General features: G+C 60.3%; 14 protein-coding genes. 9 read left to right on the top strand and 5 right to left on the bottom strand.

The window, feature by feature from the left end; translation table 11 throughout:
• The first annotated feature begins 2 nt into the window (after nucleotides 1–2).
• Both ARC85_RS01050 and ARC85_RS01045 read left to right on the top strand, forming a co-directional pair.
• A complete protein-coding gene (locus tag ARC85_RS01050) occupies nucleotides 3–1,460 on the top strand; it encodes an aspartate kinase (RefSeq protein ID WP_011783729.1) in 1,458 nt (485 codons plus the stop codon).
• A gap of 240 nt (nucleotides 1,461–1,700) precedes the next feature.
• Nucleotides 1,701–2,693 (top strand): sigma-70 family RNA polymerase sigma factor, encoded by a 993-nt coding sequence (locus ARC85_RS01045; protein ID WP_022992295.1) that lies wholly within the window; start codon nucleotides 1,701–1,703, stop codon nucleotides 2,691–2,693.
• Nucleotide 2,694: 1 nt separating this feature from the next.
• Here the strand turns inward: ARC85_RS01045 and ARC85_RS01040 are convergent, their stop codons facing one another.
• Genes ARC85_RS01040 through pdxH form a run of 5 tightly spaced genes read right to left on the bottom strand, consistent with a single transcriptional unit; the run spans nucleotide 2,695 to nucleotide 5,473 of the window.
• Nucleotides 2,695–3,150: a DUF3429 domain-containing protein gene (locus tag ARC85_RS01040; protein WP_022992294.1), complete on the bottom strand. Its 456-nt coding sequence runs from the start codon at nucleotides 3,148–3,150 to the stop codon at nucleotides 2,695–2,697.
• Complete coding sequence (locus ARC85_RS01035; RefSeq protein WP_022992293.1) at nucleotides 3,147–3,452, bottom strand: DUF6482 family protein; 306 nt, start codon at nucleotides 3,450–3,452, stop codon at nucleotides 3,147–3,149. Before ARC85_RS01035 ends, ARC85_RS01040 begins: the two co-directional genes overlap by 4 nt.
• 57 nt (nucleotides 3,453–3,509) lie before the next feature.
• Nucleotides 3,510–4,094 carry a DNA-3-methyladenine glycosylase I gene (locus tag ARC85_RS01030; protein WP_153739750.1) on the bottom strand — a complete coding sequence of 195 codons (585 nt, stop codon included), beginning with the start codon at nucleotides 4,092–4,094 and terminating at the stop codon, nucleotides 3,510–3,512.
• A 10-nt stretch (nucleotides 4,095–4,104) separates the two neighbouring features.
• Nucleotides 4,105–4,869 (bottom strand): 4'-phosphopantetheinyl transferase family protein, encoded by a 765-nt coding sequence (locus ARC85_RS01025; protein WP_153739751.1) that lies wholly within the window; start codon nucleotides 4,867–4,869, stop codon nucleotides 4,105–4,107.
• The gene (gene pdxH / locus ARC85_RS01020) at nucleotides 4,838–5,473 is read right to left on the bottom strand and encodes a pyridoxamine 5'-phosphate oxidase (protein ID WP_153739752.1); all 636 of its coding nucleotides are present in this window, start codon (nucleotides 5,471–5,473) and stop codon (nucleotides 4,838–4,840) included. The genes ARC85_RS01025 and pdxH overlap by 32 nt, the downstream gene beginning before the upstream one ends.
• Nucleotides 5,474–5,651: 178 nt before the next feature.
• Here pdxH and ARC85_RS01015 point away from each other — a divergent pair, with 178 nt between their 5' ends.
• The 7 genes from ARC85_RS01015 to ARC85_RS00985 all read left to right on the top strand — a co-directional run bounded on the left by ARC85_RS01015 (nucleotide 5,652) and on the right by ARC85_RS00985 (nucleotide 16,310).
• Nucleotides 5,652–8,504, top strand: coding sequence for a DUF748 domain-containing protein (locus ARC85_RS01015; RefSeq protein ID WP_286714168.1), 2,853 nt, complete (start codon nucleotides 5,652–5,654; stop codon nucleotides 8,502–8,504).
• Between the two features lie 26 nt (nucleotides 8,505–8,530).
• Nucleotides 8,531–9,136 (top strand): 5'-deoxynucleotidase, encoded by a 606-nt coding sequence (gene yfbR / locus ARC85_RS01010; RefSeq protein ID WP_278351359.1) that lies wholly within the window; start codon nucleotides 8,531–8,533, stop codon nucleotides 9,134–9,136.
• A 129-nt stretch (nucleotides 9,137–9,265) separates the two neighbouring features.
• The gene (locus ARC85_RS01005; RefSeq protein ID WP_272998959.1) at nucleotides 9,266–10,081 is read left to right on the top strand and encodes an SDR family NAD(P)-dependent oxidoreductase; all 816 of its coding nucleotides are present in this window, start codon (nucleotides 9,266–9,268) and stop codon (nucleotides 10,079–10,081) included.
• A 91-nt stretch (nucleotides 10,082–10,172) separates the two neighbouring features.
• Nucleotides 10,173–11,279, top strand: a complete 1,107-nt coding sequence (locus tag ARC85_RS01000) for a GGDEF domain-containing protein (RefSeq protein WP_278351358.1) — start codon at nucleotides 10,173–10,175, stop codon at nucleotides 11,277–11,279.
• Between the two features lie 319 nt (nucleotides 11,280–11,598).
• Nucleotides 11,599–12,375 carry a class II glutamine amidotransferase gene (locus ARC85_RS00995; RefSeq protein WP_286714167.1) on the top strand — a complete coding sequence of 259 codons (777 nt, stop codon included), beginning with the start codon at nucleotides 11,599–11,601 and terminating at the stop codon, nucleotides 12,373–12,375.
• Nucleotides 12,376–12,495: 120 nt separating this feature from the next.
• Complete coding sequence (locus ARC85_RS00990) at nucleotides 12,496–13,566, top strand: DUF2156 domain-containing protein (protein ID WP_011783741.1); 1,071 nt, start codon at nucleotides 12,496–12,498, stop codon at nucleotides 13,564–13,566.
• Nucleotides 13,563–16,310 carry a LuxR C-terminal-related transcriptional regulator gene (locus ARC85_RS00985; RefSeq protein ID WP_114434372.1) on the top strand — a complete coding sequence of 916 codons (2,748 nt, stop codon included), beginning with the start codon at nucleotides 13,563–13,565 and terminating at the stop codon, nucleotides 16,308–16,310. The genes ARC85_RS00990 and ARC85_RS00985 overlap by 4 nt, the downstream gene beginning before the upstream one ends.
• Nucleotides 16,311–16,322: the final 12 nt, after the last annotated feature.

The following is a 16,322-nucleotide window of genomic DNA, read 5'->3' as shown; positions in this document are numbered from 1 at the left end:
ACATGACAACGGCACAACATACCGTCGAGAAAATCGGCGGTACTTCCATGAGTAACTATGAGGCCGTGCGCGACAATATCATTATTGGTAAGCGCAAGAAGAGCGACCTCTACCAGCGGATTTTTGTGGTCTCTGCCTACGGTGGCGTGACCAATGAACTGCTGGAGCACAAGAAAACCGGCGAGCCGGGGGTCTATGCCCTGTTTGCCGATGCCGAATCCGACTGGGCCTGGGGCGACGACCTTACCAAGCTGATTCAACTGCTGACGGACATCAACGGTGAGCTGTTTGCCGATCCGATGCTCAAGCAGCAGGCGGACCAGTTCATTACTGATCGCATTGAAGGTGTTCGGGGCTGCCTGATCGACCTGCAGCGCCTGTGTTCCTATGGCCAGTTCCAGCTTGAAGAGCATCTGCTCACCGTGCGGGAGATGCTGGCGGGGATTGGCGAGGCCCACAGTGCTTTCAATACCGCCCTGAAACTGCAGCAGGAAGGTATTAACGCCCGCTTTGTCGATCTGACCGGCTGGCGCGACAGTGAATTACTGCCGCTGGATGAAAAGCTCAAGCAGGCCTTCGATGCCATCGACCTGAGCCGGGAACTGCCAATCGTGACCGGTTATGCCCAGTGCAAGGAAGGTCTGATGCGTACCTTCGACCGGGGCTACAGTGAGATGACGTTCAGCCGCACGGCGGTGATCACCAACGCCCGGGAAGCGATCATCCATAAGGAATACCATCTGAGCTCTGCCGATCCGAACATTGTTGGCGAAGACAAGGTGGTTCCGTTAGGGCGTACCAACTACGACGTCGCCGACCAGTTGGCCAACCTGGGGATGGAAGCGATTCACCCCCGTGCGGGTAAAGGTCTGCGCCAGAACGAGATTCCGCTGCGGGTGATGAACACCTTCGAGCCGGAGCACACTGGTACGCTGATCACTGGCGACTACGTCAGTGAAAAACCCCAGGTGGAGATCGTGGCAGGTGCCAAAGGCGTATTTGCCATTGAGGTGTTCGACCAGGACATGCAGGGCGAGCCGGGTTCCGACCGCCGTATCCTGGATGTACTGAGCCGTTTTAAAGTGCGGTTCATGTCCAAGGACACCAATGCCAATACCATTACCCACTACGTGGATACCACGCTCAAGCACGTGAAGCGGGTGGTCAAGGCACTGGAGGAAGAGTTCCCCAATGCCGAAATCAGTACCCGCAAAGTGGCCCTGGTGTCTGCCATTGGCAGTGATATGAAGGTGCCGGGCATTCTTGCCCGTTCGGTAAAATCACTGGCTGATAATGACATCAGCGTGCTGGCGATCCACCAGTGCATGCGCCAGGTGGATATCCAGTTCGTGGTTGATGAAGACAAATACGACCAGGCGATTGTGGCCCTGCACGGGGCGCTGATAGAACCCCATAACCACGAATATGCCATCGTGGCGGCATCAACCACCGCCGGCTAGGAATTACCCACAGGCGGAACCGGTCGCTTCGTCTGTGGGTAATGGAGGAGTCTTGCCTCCAGATCGGGCGCCCGGTCGGCCGTCTCACAACCTGTGAGGTTTCATGGCCGGGCGTGACCGATCCCTCCCCCACTCATCCTCCTTTCTGTATTCCTGTATTTCGGTTTTCCCCTCGCTGCCGGGGAATCCATGCCTGCCTGATCTGCGTATTCTCAATAAATATCAAACGGGTACCGAGCCATGCAGATACAGAGCCGGCCGGGACCGCTTCCGACGCTGCCCAACGATGGTGAAAGGGATTCCCTGGTCGGGTTGTATTTCAGGGATGCGTCCCGGCATGACCTCCTTAGCGAAACCGATGAACGGCGTCTGGCCAGAAAGCTGATCCGGTCGCTAAAGGTGATTCATACCGAACTGGCATTACCCGAGGATACACCACAAACCCTGCGGGATGTGGTGGGTAGCCTGGGCGATGCCTGCGCCTTTTCGGCCCGCTGTCGCCGGGCCTATCACCTTGCCATGGCCTGCCGTCACCGCCTGATCCAGAGCAACCTGAGACTGGCGGTGCACATTGCCCGGCGCTACGGCCACCATGGTATTCCCATGTCGGATCTGATTCAGGATGCCAATGTTGGTCTGATCAAGGCTGTGGAGCGCTACGACCCGGGCAAGGGCTTCCGGTTCTCCACCTATGCCTACTGGTGGATCAGTGAAGAAGTGCGCCGCTGCCTGCAGCGGGGTGTGCGTGTGGTGCATACGCCGGAGAATGTGGTGGAGGAGATCCGCCAGTTGCAGAAGGTGTCCATGCGCTTGCATCACTCCCTTGGCCGGGAGCCTACCCAGTCCGAGCTGGCTCGGGAAATGGAGGCCACACCCTCCAGGATTGGCGAACTGAGAGCCCTGGCGTCCAGGGAAGTGTCGACCGATGTTCCGCTGGTTGAAGACGGATCGGTGACCCTGGCCGACAGTCTCGATGCGGGTGCCGATACCCGCCCGGATCAGCCGTTTCGGGCGCGGGACCGGATGATTCGGCTGGAGCGCATGATGGGGGAACTGTCGGACCGGGAGCGGGATATCCTGACCCGGCGTTACGGGCTTGGCTTGATTGAACCCGAGACTCTGCAAACCATCTCGGAGCAGATGGGCCTGAGCCGGGAGCGTGTGCGACAGATCGAGAAAGGGGCCCTGAGAAAACTGCAGGCGCTGTTTGGAACAGATCCTGACGGTGCCTGAATCAGGCACCGTGCAGCAGGAAAAACCAGGCAGCGACCGTTAGCTGGCAGGCCAGTACCACGGTGGTCAGCACCAATCGCATCTTCAGATACCAGGCCGGCCAGTAGGTACGCATCCAGCGGGCGTCCACCAGATACAGCAACAGGAACGCGACGATGTAGAGCGGGATTTTCTGTGGCGTCTGCAGTAATAGCCCGATACCGGCGGCAACGAAGAACAACTGGCTCAGCAGCATGGTCACCAGGGGCGATTGCGGGTAGGAGCGGTTTTCCAGCTGCATGGCAATGGTCCAGTAGATTCCGCCCATAAAAGCGAGAATACCGGCGCTGTAAATATAGAACCACGCCAGAATGGCAACGCTGTTGGCTGGCATCAGGAACAGGCCAGCGGTGCCAAGAATGAATGGAATCAGGCCGGCAATGCCGACCAGAACGGCCAGGCGAGCAACTGAGATCACGACTTCTGCCTCTGTACCTGTATCCGCATGGGTTCGATGTCTGCCGGCGCCATACCAACCATTTCGTGGTACGCCGAGGGATGCACCACCTGGGTTTCCCGGATGGTGTAGCCAGAAAGCGTGTCCTGAATCTGCCAGGCACTTCGGAACAGCCGGGTCTGCCCCTTATGATCGGACAGCACCTTCATGCCTTCCGGGCCGTGTAGCCGTGCCATGTATTGCTGCCCCTCCAGGGAGAGGATCTCCAGAAGGTCGATCACCGGTTGTTCCAGGTTTTTGAGTTCGTCGAGGGTAATGCGCACCGTAAAGCTCCCGAAATGGCGTGTCTGGGGAACTTACGACCAACCGGCCCGGTAAGATCATTGTGCCAGTTGTTGGCACTCGGCGTGGGCATGGCAGGTCACCAGATGATCATTGACCATGCCGGTGGCCTGCATGAAGGCGTAGACAATGGTGGGGCCCACAAAATTAAAGCCCGCTTTCTTCAGGGCCTTGGACATGGCTTCAGATTCCGGGGTGGTGACGGGGACCTCGGCCAGTGCCTGCCACCGATTCTGGATCGGCCGGCCGTCGACGAATTGCCAGAGAAACTCCGAGAACGAGATGCCCTGATCCCGCAGAGCGAGGAACCCCCGGGCATTGCGGATGATGGAATGAACTTTCAGGCGATTCCGGATAATGCCCGGGTCTGCCAGCAGGCGGGCGATATCGTCCTCATCAAAGCGGACAATCTGCTCCGGGTCAAAGCCGGCGTAGGCCTGCCGGTAGCTTTCCTGCTTGCGAAGGATGGTAATCCAGCTTAGACCGGCTTGCTGTCCGTCCAGGCAGAGTTTCTCGAACAGCGCCTGATCGTCGTATTCGGGGCGCCCCCAGACAGTATCGTGGTAGTGCACGTACAGTGGATCGGTGCCGCACCAGGGGCAACGGCCGGTGGTCTGGGGCATGGTGGCCTCGCTAGGGTCGGGCTCTGATCAGCCGGTGAAACAGTGGCTCCCAGGTAAGGTCGAGGCTGGGAGCCGGCTCCTGATTGTAGTCATCCGGCGGTGGTTCCAGCAAGGTGATCTCCGGCCAGAGACTGGTGTTATCCGGGCTGCCATCGCAGGGATAAACCAGGGTGACCAGAAAGCCCTCGGCATACAGACAACTGGCCTGCCAGTGTCGGTCCGGCTGATCCCCGTACAGCTCGAAATTCTTGCGCACTTCCAGAGTTTGCAGGTTGCCGGCGATGCCCCGTCCGGTCGCTTTGAGCCAGGCCTCTTTCAGAGTCCAGACCTTGAGAAAACTGAAAGGATCGTCCGCCCTCAGCAACCACTCCTGTTCAACGGCGGTGAACCAGCGTGTTGTCACTCTGGCCCAGTCTGCCCGGCGCTGGCTCGGTTCAAGATCAATCCCCAGGGCGCTCCGGCCGGTGGCACAGGCAGTCAGCCCCTGGCTGTGGCTCAGGGACAGGTGCCAGCCCTGCGGGCTGGCGGAGGCAACGGGCCGTCCCGGTACCGGATTACAGCTTGCCGGAGCCTCACCACTGGCCCGGGCCAGGGCCTGGCGAATCAGCCAGCGGCTGGTCAGGTATTCCTGGCGCCTGGGCCCTTCCAGGCGCGCCAGGGTTTCGCCTTCATCGGCGGTCATCCAGGCCGGAGCCTGAGACAGGTTCCGGTTAATCTGGTGGCATAGCCAGATTGCCGGCCGGTCAGGGTTGCAGTCGTTGGATTGTCCAGCCATCGCCCTCTCTCACGTACTCAAATCGATCGTGAAGCCGGCTCGGCCTTCCCTGCCAGAATTCGATTCGCTCCGGAACCACCCGGTACCCGCCCCAGAAACTGGGAAGCGGAATTTCTCCGGAACTGAATTTGCGCTTCATCTCCGCGACTTTTTGCTCCAGCAGGCCTCGGGACGTAATGACCTGACTCTGCTCTGAAACCCAGGCGCCAATCTGGCTGCCCCTGGGCCGGGACGAAAAGTAGCGCAGGGATTCCGCCTTGCTGACCTTTTCGACCGCACCCTGAATACGCACCTGCCGGTTCAGGCCAATCCACGGGAACAGCAGGGCGGCCCGGGGATTCTCCTGAAGCTCCTGAGCCTTGCGACTGCCGTAATTGGTGTAAAACACGAATCCCTGGTTGTCGAAATACTTCAGCAGCACGGTTCTGAGATCGGGCATGCCATCGGCACCGGTGGTGGCCAGTGACATGGCATTGGGCTCCAGAATGCCCGCCGTTCTGGCATCCTCGAACCAGGTCTGGAACTGCTGCACCGGATCTTCGTTCAGGTGTTCCCGGTCCAGCCCTTCGCTTTCGAAATCCCGACGCATATCGCCGATATCCATACTGCTCGTCTCCGTTGATCAACACAGGGAGTCATACGTCAGCGGAGCATATCGGGTTCGGTGGCCGCTGTCAGGTTTCGTGTCTGGTCTGGTGAATTCGCTGACAAACACCGTACACGGGCGCTATGCTTGCACCATGGCCGGCTACGGTGCCGTGGGCAGATAAAGGGAGAGACTTGTGGCAGAGAAAGAGGCGGAGAATAACCAGGTAGCAAGCCGCCGGGTGGTGAGTCGCCGGAAGAGCCATCTGGTCAGGAACCTGCTGATCGCATTGGGAATGTTGCTGGGCCTGTATGCCCTGGCAGGCTTCCTGGCTCTGCCCTGGTGGCTGGAGCGGTCGCTGCCGGAACAGCTGGACCAGCGCATGGGCTGGCAGGCTGAGGTGGAGCGCGTCCGGTTCAACCCGTTTTCCTTCAGCCTGGAAGCAGACGCCTTTTCTGCAAAGGATGCAGATGGGGAGCCGGTGACGGCGTTTGACCACCTGCGGGTCAATCTCAGTTTCCTCAATTTGCTCCGCGGTATCATCGGGTTTGAAGAAATCCGTCTGGTGGAGCCGGACGTTCGCCTGGATTTGCTGCAGGACTACGACATCAATTATGCCCGGGACTGGCGCAGTGCCAATCCCGAGGGTGAGGACGCGACCCAGACTAAAACCGCCGAGAAGGGTAATCCGCCCAGGCTGTATTTCCAACAGGTGACCATTGACGGCGGTGAACTGCTGTTCCGCGACTTCTCCCAGGGCGGCGACCCTGCCGAGTTCCGGGTTGCGCCGCTGGATCTGACCCTGAACGACCTGGCCACCTGGCCCCGGGAAGGCAGCGACAGCCAGTATTCTGTGATGGCCGCACTGGGTGAGCAGGTGATTGAATGGGATGGGGAATTAAGCGTTACCCCGCTGTACTCCGCCGGGCGGCTCCGGCTTTCCGGGCTTCGCCATGATACTCTCGCCCACTTCCTGGCTCCCTATCTGCCGTGGCAGCTGCGCGATGGCACCGTGACCCTGGAATCCCGCTATGAACTGGCCGGTGGCGATCGCTTTGAACTGATCACTTCCGATGGCAATCTCACCATCCAGCAACTGGCGCTGGCGCTGTCGGCTGCAGATGACCAGCCTGCCCTGGCCACCGAGACCATTGCCGTTCAGGGCATTGGCTTCGATCTGACGGCCCGGGAGGCCACCGTTGGCATGGTGTCGATCGAGCAACCGTCGCTGGCTGCGTCCCGGAATGCCGAGGGTGAGGTGGATTGGCAGGCGTCTCTGGCAACTGCCGGAACCGATCAATCCGAAACCTCGGAGCCGGCGTCTGATTTGGGCGAGCCATTCCGCTGGTCGGTCCAGGGTGTCGAGTTGTCTGGTGGCCAGGTGCGCTGGCGGGATCAGGTGCCGGAAACAGACGCGGACATTGCCGTGAATAATCTGGCCGTTACCATGGGTGGTCTCTCGCACCGCCTGGATGAACCGGTTTCCTACGATGTCTCCGCGGAACTCGGCACCGGTGGCCGGGTGACCGCCATTGGCCAGCTGACTCCGGCGCCGTTTACCTTTGAGGGCGCCTTGTCCGGCAGCGACATCCTGTTGCCCGTTATCCAACCCTATGTTGCCGATGCCGCAAACCTGGAGCTGGTGGACGGGCGCCTGGGTTTCGATGGCAATCTGGACCTGGACGCCCAGGATGAACCCCTGACCGGCACCTTCAGCGGCACCGCAGAAATTGCTGGGCTAGCCACGAGGCTACCGGGCAATGGCGGGGAGCTGGTGTCCTGGGAGTTGCTGCGCCTGGCGCCGGTGGAGTTCAACCTTAATCCCGCCCGCCTGGAGATCGGTACCGTGACCCTGAACAGCCCGGCGGTTAATGTCATCCGGGCCGCCGACGGCCTGCATAATCTGCAGCAGATTATTCAGAATGGCGGGGCCTCCGAGGCAGAAGCCAGCGCAACGGAGCCGTCGGAAGGCTCGGAGGCAGGCTTTATTTTCCGCATTGGCGAACTGGTGGTGGAGCAAGGTTCCATGGCCTACACCGACCGCACGCTGGAGCCGCCCTTCAGTACTGCGTTCCAGGAACTCACGGGGTCGGTGACCGGCATCAGCAATGTCCCTCCGCAACAGGGTCGGGTGGCGATCAGCGGCCAGCTGGCCGGTGTGGCACCGGTTCGTTTTGACGGAACCCTGGGCGCTCTGGGCACCGAAGAGCCCAGCAACCTGAAACTCACCATGAAAGACATGGCGTTGCCGGTCCTGTCACCCTATTTTGGCCGCTATCTGGGGTATTCGGTGGACAGCGGCAAACTGGAACTGGCGCTGGACTACCAGATAACCGGTACCCGGCTTGAGGCTTCCAACGAAGTGGTACTGGACCGGATGCAACTGGGCTCTGCGGTGGCCAGCGAACAGGCCATTAACGCCCCGGTCAAGCTGGGTCTGGCTCTGCTCACAGATCGTGACGGCGTGATCGAAGTTAATCTGCCCATTCAGGGTGATATGTCAGACCCGGAATTCAGCGTTGGCCAGATTGTCATGCGGGCGTTCGTGAACCTGTTGGTGAAAGCGGCTGCCTCACCGTTCAGTATGCTGGGCTCGCTGGCAGAAATGGCGGGCTTCAGCAGCGAAGAGCTGGGCCAGGTCAGCTTTGTCCCCGGCAGTGTGCAACTGGCGGATAACGAGGCCGAGAAACTGTCCGCGCTGGCCCAGGCGTTAAGAGAACGTCCGGAGCTTCTGCTCAACATCCGTGGTGCCGTCGCCCCTGAGGCTGATGCCCTGGCGTTGCTGAAAGCTCAGATGCAGGCCCGTGGCGAGACCGTCACCGGTGAAGCCTGGGAGCAGGCGCAGCAGGCCTGGCGTGATGGCGAGCGAAGCCTGCCCCCGGAAGCGCTCGGGCGTCTGGCCTCGGAGCGAGGGGTAACGGTTCGTCAGGTGCTGACGGCGACGCACGAGGTGTCGGACAGCCAGCTATTCCTGCTGGATCCGGCCCGTGATGCGCCGGTTGATGACCAGGGCAACGTGACGGTCCGGTTTACCCTGGACGTTCGTTGAAGCGGAATACACGGAGTTCCCCAGCCATGATTGATAGCCCGGGCCGAAAGGCCAGCCATTTCTTTGCCTATGTGTCGCGCCTGCGCTGGATCAAACGCTGGGGCCTGATGCGCAACGCCATTGATGAAAACGTGGCCACCCATTCCTGGGAGGTGGCCACGGTCGCCCATGCCCTGGCCCTGATTCGCAACCGGCATTTTGCCGGAACGGTCAATGCAGACCGTGTTGCCGCCGCGGCGCTTTACCACGATGCTACCGAAGTGATTACCGGGGATATGCCCACCCCGGTGAAATACCATTCCCGGGTGATGCGGGAGGCATTCGGCGATATCGAGCACAAGGCCGAAGCTGAATTGCTGGCGCTGTTGCCGGAAGACCTTCGGGATGATTTCTCTCCCTATGTGCGGGAATCCCGCCTGGGGCCGGAAGAAAAGGAACTGATCAAGGCGGCGGACCGGCTCTCGGCCTGGCTGAAATGCCGCGCTGAACTGCGCGCCGGCAACCCGGAGTTCGGCCCCGCGGAGCAGCAGATCCGGGCGCGCCTGGAAGCGGATGGCCTGCCGGAAGTGCAGTACTTTCTGGACGTGTTTGCACCCGGGTATGACCAGCCTCTGGACAACCTGCTGGGGTGAATCCTGGACTGGCTCTGGTGCCGGGCTCGCCTGGAGTCCAGTGCCATAGGTTTGCCTCTGGTGGCTCACTAAAGTGGCGAATAACCAAAGCGCTGCTTTACTGAAAGACCACAACAAGAGGTTCCCGCCATGAAAGATCTGAACAACAAGGTGGCTGTCGTCACCGGTGCTGGCTCCGGTATCGGCCGATCCCTGGCCAAATCCCTCGCGGCCCGGGGCTGTCGGCTGGCTCTCTCCGATGTCAACGAGGCGGGGCTGGCGGAAACCGCTGCCGGCCTGGACGGTGCCGAGGTGAAAACCTACCGCCTGGATGTCTCCGACCGGGACGCCATCTACGCCCACGCCGCGCAGGTCCGCAAGGATTTTGGCCAGGTTAACCTGATTATCAACAACGCCGGTGTTGCCCTCTCTGCCACTGTGCGGGAAATGACCGACGACGACTTCAAATGGGTGATGGACATTGATTTCTGGGGTGTTGCCCACGGTACCCGGGCGTTTCTGCCGTACCTGATCGAATCCGGCGATGGCCACGTGGTGAACATTTCCAGCGTGTTTGGTCTGATCGGTGTGCCCAAGCAAAGCGCCTACAATGCTGCCAAGTTTGCGGTGCGCGGGTTTACCGAGTCCCTGCGCCAGGAAATGAAACTGGAGAATCAGCCGGTTCAGGTTAGCTGTGTGCATCCCGGTGGTATTCGCACCAACATTGCCAATGCCGCGCGCATGGGCAAATCTGAAAACGCCGAAGCCCAGCGCAAGGGCTTCGACAAGCTGGCCATGACCACTCCGGACAAGGCGGCTGAAATTATTGTCAAAGGCATCCTCAAAAACGAATCCCGTATTCTGGTGGGGCCGGATGCCTGGGGCATTGACGCCATCAATCGGTTGCTGGGCTCGGCCTATCAACCGTTGGTGGAGCGGTTCTCCCGCAAGAACCTGTATATCTGAGGGCTCGCGGTAACCTGATCTCCGTTGGCTGGTTGTTTTACAGCCAGCGGAGACCGACTATACTCTCTGGTTGATCCAGGGAAGAGTCAGCATGAATACGTCAAAGCATCCGGATCTGGGGACGGCATTGGAACAAAGCCGCTCAGGACTCCGGGATAACCACCGTCGCTCGCTTACCAGGCTGTTGTTTCTGGCGACTGGCTCTGCGCTGGTGGTTTTTGCCTGTCTGCAATTTTTCAACGGTTATCCATGGGTGGCGCTGGTCGAGCTGTTGGCCAGTGGGCTGCTGTTCTACGGCGTTTTTTGTCTGAAAACCACGGCTCACCTGCAACAGTGGATCTACGCCTATCTGGTGTCGCTGTTTTCATTTTTCATCGTCATCATGCTGTTGCCGGAGGCCTCTATTGCGGCCTTTGTCTGGGTGCTGATGATGCCGGTTCTGGCGTACCTGTTGCTCGGCAAGCACGAGGGCATGATCCTGAGTGTGCCGTTCATGTTGGTGGGTGGGGTGGTTTACTACTTCTTCCTCGGCGATGTGGGTTCTGCGCACCGGATGATCGATCTGCTCAACATGGTTCTGTGCGGTGCCCTGATGCAGGTATTCATGCACATGTACGAGGTGCGCCGGGAGGAGGCCGAGCAACGGCTGGTCGATATGGCCCAGACCGATGCTCTGACCGGGTTGGCCAATCGCTCCAACTTTCAGTCAACACTGGCCCGCACCATTGCCGAGTGTGAGCGCAGTGGAACCGGTTTTGCCCTGGTGATTATGGACATCGACCATTTCAAGCTGGTGAACGATACCCTTGGCCACGATGCCGGTGATTACGTGTTGAGGAACATCGGCCAGTGCCTGACCGAGCGCCTGCGCACGACGGATTTTGTCGGCCGGCTGGGCGGCGAGGAATTTGGCCTGATTCTGCGGGATGCCAAGCCCGGGGATGCCTTTGAACTGATGGACGAGTTGCGGGAGCGCATTGCCCGGCGTGAGCTGAAGTACGGCGAGGCGGGTATCCGCGTGACCGCCTCGTTTGGCATTGCCCAGTGGCCGGAGCACGGCAGGGAAGCGGAAACCCTGTTCTGTGTGGCAGACCGTTGTCTCTACAGCGGCAAGCGGGCAGGCCGGAACCGTGTGGCGCCCGCCGGTGCCGGACAGCCTCCGAAAACCGCCGGTTCCATGGCTGGAGGTCTCGGTTGATTCGGGTATCCTAGTGTCCCGTCTGGTTAATTCGTTGACCTACTGAGCACCTGAAAGCCTTGAGAGCAAGGCGCGGTGGCGAAGGTTTGGTGGTTCCAAATCGAGTCGCCGCAACACGGCTCTCAAGGCTTTCAGGCGCTCCCGCAGGGCGAGACGCTGGCGGCTCTGGACCTGTGTTGCCAGCCCTTGATGTGGAACCACCACACCTGCGGACTGGCGCCTTGGCCAGCGCCGCCAGCGTCTCGCAGTAGGTCAACGAATTAACCAGACGGGACACTAGCGAATAAACCCGGAAGCAAGGCCGAGGATACCGCCAACCATGTGTGAACTGCTGGCCATGAGCGCCAACACCCCGACCGATCTCTGCTTCAGCTTTACCGGCCTGACCCGCCGTGGCGGTGACACCGGCCCACACAAGGATGGCTGGGGCGTCGCTTTCTACGAAGGTAAAGGGGTGCGCTGTTTTCACGATGCCGATGCCAGTGCCTCCTCGCGCATTGCCGAAGTGGTGCAGACCCATCCCATCAAGAGTGAAGTGGCCATATGCCACATACGCCAGGCCAATGTGGGTGAGATCTGCCTGGCCAACACCCACCCGTTCATTCGCGAGCTCTGGGGCCGATACTGGGTCTTCGCCCATAATGGTCAGCTTTCCGAGTTTTCCGCGGCGCCCGGCTTCTACGAGGCCGTTGGCAGCACCGACAGCGAAGCCCTGTTCTGCGACATCCTGAACCATCTGCGCAGTCATTGCGATCGAGACACTGCCACCGAGCAGGTGGTGGAACGGCTGGTGCAGCTGTCCCGGAACTACGCCCGTCAGGGGGTATTCAACCTGCTTCTAAGCAACGGCGACTGGCTGTTTACCTTTTGCACCACCAAGATGGCCAGTATTACCCGGCGGGCGCCGTTTGGCCCCGCCCGCCTGAAAGATGCCGACGTTACTGTGGATTTTGAATCGGAAACCACACCCAACGACATTGTCAGCGTCATCGTGACCGAACCCCTCACCAGCGACGAAACCTGGGATATTTACAAACCGGGTGAATGGCGTTTGTGGCGACGGGGCGTTGTGGTGATGCAGGGCTCGGAATTGTGACCCAGTTCCGGTGGGGCGCCAGGCACTCAACCCTTTGACCGATGGCCGGCCGAGGCACGGCCTTTAGCATTTTGTTCTGAACACAGGAAAGCGGTATCAGAACAACAAAGGGAATGACCCATGCCTGCCTCTCATCTGTCTGCGGCGGTAGCCCCGGCTGCCGATGACCGGAATATCAACTCGAGTGTGCCGGACTCCGGGCGTTGCCATGAGCGCACCGCCGAGCACCTGATCCGTCTGCACGGGAGCCAGTCCAGCAGCTATTTTGCCTTGCAGCCGGATTGCCGGCACTTTCTCAGCCCCGGTCTCGGGTTGGTACCGTATGTTCCGGTAAAGGTGTTGGGGCAGCGGGTAAACGTGGTGCCCACAAGGCCCCTGGCGGGTGCACAGAGTATGGGCCGGCTGCTGCAGGCGTTCGAGCAGAGTGTGCCCGGCCCCTCACTGTATGTGGGCGTCGATCAGTCGCTGCTGGGGCCGTTGGGCGAGCTTGGTTACGATGCCACGGTGATGGGTACGGAGTTCTCGGTTGATCTGACCAGGTTCTCGCTTCGTGGCAAGGCGATGAAGCAGCTGCGCCATGCCCGCAATCTGGACAGGCGGTGCCGAATCGAGGTGCGGGAGCAATGTGGAGATGAGGTGAACTGGCACAAGGTGGCGGGTATCTCGGAGCGTTGGCGCCTGGGCAAGGCGGTCAAGGAACGGGAATTGGGTTTGCTCACGCGGCCACCGGTGTTTGCAGATGAATGGGGAGTGCGCAAGTTCTACGCCTATGTGGAGGGCGAGCTGGCCGGATACGTATTCTTTGATCCTTGGTACCGTCACCATGAACTGGCGGGCTATTGCGCCAATATTCTGCGGGCGTCGCCGGAAATGAACCGGCTCGGCGTTCTCGACCACATTATTCTGCAGGCGGCCAGTCAGTTTCGTGAGGAAGGCGTGCCTGAGCTGTCGCTGGGCATTGCGCCCCTGCACGGCGTCCGCCACTGCCCGGGTGACCGGCCTGGCCTGCGCCGCCTTCAGAATATCCTGTACCGCTATGGGAATCGCCTTTACGCCTTCCAACCTCTGGCGTACCACAAATCACGCTACCGTGGCCGGGAAACTCCCTGGTTTGTCTGTGCCCGGGAACTGGGCAGTACCCGACTGGTTGCCACGCTGATGAAGGGCACGGGTCTGCTCGCACTGCCATGACCCGGATTTCTGAACAGGCCTCCCAGTTTGGAGTGCCAGGGCTGGTTGATGACACCGGCACTGACTATGCTGAAGCTCATTTGCCAACGGTAGTGAGCTCCATGGTTGCCGAAACCAAATTAACCCGCCCCGGGCTGCCTTCAGGCTTGTTGCTTGAGCCCTCACGGTTGCAGGCGCTTGATTGTATTGAACAGGTGCCGTTTGTGCTGGTGTCGGCACCGGCCGGTTTTGGTAAAACCACATTGGTCAGTCAGTGGCTGGAACAGGAAAAACCGGTGCATGCCTGGTTGACGCTGGACCAAAGGGACAACGCGCCGGCCCTGTTCTGGAATGCCGTGGCCAGCGCACTGGCGCGGGTGAACCCACGCTTTGCCATTCGCGAGAGTACCTTGTTGGCCGCGCTGGAACCGGGTGCCGCTGTTGACCCGGTGACCATGCTGATCAACCGCCTGGCGGATTATTCCCGAACCTGGCAGGCACCCAGCCGCCTGGTTCTGGTGCTGGATGATTTTCACCTGCTTGACCAGCAAGTACTACTGGAGCAGATCCGGCGCTTTATCGACTTTGCTCCGGGGTTTTTGCGCATTGTCTGTATCTCGAGGCTCGACCCACCCATTCGCACCGCGCAGTTGCTGGCCCGGCAACAGATGGTCCGGCTGGGGCCGGAGGTGCTCCGTTTTGATCTGGCGTTGACTCGAAAATTCGTCCAGGCCCGCCGGACTGATCTCTCCGAAGAACAGATGTTGCAGTTGCATCAGCGCACCGGCGGCTGGCCAGCGGCGTTGCAGCTCTCGGCGTTGTCGGAAAACCCGTTAAGCCATGTACCCGGGCCTGGTCAGAGAGCCCTGAGTGACTATCTGCTGGAGGAAGTGTTCGCTGGTCTTGAGCCCGGGCTACAGCAATTTCTCCAGGATATGAGCCTGCTCCCTCTTTTCTCACATGAGGTTGCTGATGAAGCCCGGAATGGTAGCGATGCAGCGGACTGGATCGCAGTCATGCGCGAACGCAATCTGCTGTTCCAGAGTTACGGAGAGGGTCACTACTGGTATCGCCTGCATGATCTGCTGATCGACTGGCTTCAGGCGCAGGATCGGGAGCCTGAAGGGGAAAGCTCCATACGAATCAGGGCGGCCGAGGCATTCCGCCAGCGGGGCCTGATTGTGGAGGCCCTTGAGCTTTTTCTGGCCGAGGGCTGCTATGACCAGGCGGAAGCCCTGGTACCGTTGCTGTTGCAGGCGGAGGACCTGAGCGGCTACCGGTCACTGCCTTCGCGCTTCCCGGACAGTGTTCGGATGTGTTCTCCCGCGCTGCTTCTGCTGCAGGCGCTGTTTGCCTTCATGGATGGTCAGTACGGAGCAGTGCTTGAGCATCTGGCCGCGGCCGACCGGCTTCTGCAGTCGACAGACCCATCACCGGACACCGAGGCTCTGCAGTTTGTCTCCATGTTGTTGGGCTGGCCCTCGGCACGGTTTGCCGGCCACCGTGCAGAGGCCGAGCAGTCCCTGACTCAGATACAGGCCCGGTTGGCCAGCGCTCCAGCCGGCCTGCAACACTGGGGGCTGTATACCCTCGGTACTGAAGCCTTTATGGAGGCACGATTGGGGCCGGCGCGCACCTTGTTGACCGATGCGCTGGCAGGGGCCCTGAAGAGTGGCGATAACCCCTGTGCCCTGCGCTGTCTGGTCATGCTGGTTCCGGTTCTGGTGCAGGGCGGTCGCATTGGCGATGCCCGCCGCTGCTATGAACAGACCCGGTTGAAGCTTGTCAACGGGCCCGTGAGTAAGGAGCAGGTTTGCCTTCTGGCCTATCTGGAGGGCTTGTTGGCGCTGGAGCATCATGATCTTGCATACGCCGCAAAACGGCTGGGCGAGGCCGGTCTGATTGCCGACCAGCATCTGACGCCGCTGGATCAGCTTTACCTGGCGTTTGAGCGGTTTCGCCTGGGCATGGTTTTGCGAGACTCCGAACTCTGGCAGCAGGAACTCAGCCGGATTGAGCAGTTGCACCAGGTTATGGGCCAGTTGCGCTGGCACCATAACATTCCGCGCCCGGAGGTACTGGAGGCGTTGGCGCGATTGACGGAGGGTAACGCCTTCCCTTTGATTCTATGGGCCCAGAGCGATCCGGAACCGGTTGTAGGTAATCGCTTTTGTACCCTGAACGAAACCTTGTTGAAACTGATCGGTCAGTTGCTGGCGGCGTCGCCGGTGGCCCGGGAACTGGCAGCCCTGCGAACTGAGGCGGAAGAGGCGGGGTTGCTTCAGCTGGTGTGTCGTCTTGATCTGGTCAGTCTGATGGTTCAGGCCTTCGGGGATCAGGATCCTGAGGGAGCGGTGAAAAAGCTCGATGCACTGTTGGCGCTCTGGGTACCCCGTGGTCTGGTGCGCCCCTTTGTGGATGCGGATCCCCGGCTGGATAGTCTGCTCGACGCCTGTATTACCCGCGGCTGGTCGGAAGTGGAAGCCAGCCGGATACTGGCTCTCCGGCAGGCCCGGATGGAGCCGGACGCCGAAACCTGCGCCCGCACCCCGGAAGTCGCTGGTCCTGATGAACCGTTAAGTGATCGGGAACAGGGGGTGCTGGATCTGCTGGCAGAGGGACTCAGTAACAAGGCCATCAGCAAACAGCTCGGCATCTCAGTGGCGACGGTAAAGTCACATTTGAGCAATATTTACGGCAAGCTTCAGGCCGAGAACCGGATGCAAGCGGTTGCTCGCGCCCGGGAACTCGGCCTGATGTCATAGAGCGGGTGCACG

It is taken from the genome of Marinobacter sp. tcs-11 (genome assembly GCF_002049515.1).
Classification (GTDB): domain Bacteria; phylum Pseudomonadota; class Gammaproteobacteria; order Pseudomonadales; family Oleiphilaceae; genus Marinobacter; species Marinobacter nauticus.
Note: the sequence above shows the minus strand (reverse complement) of the source record. Positions and strands in the feature narration are given on the sequence as shown.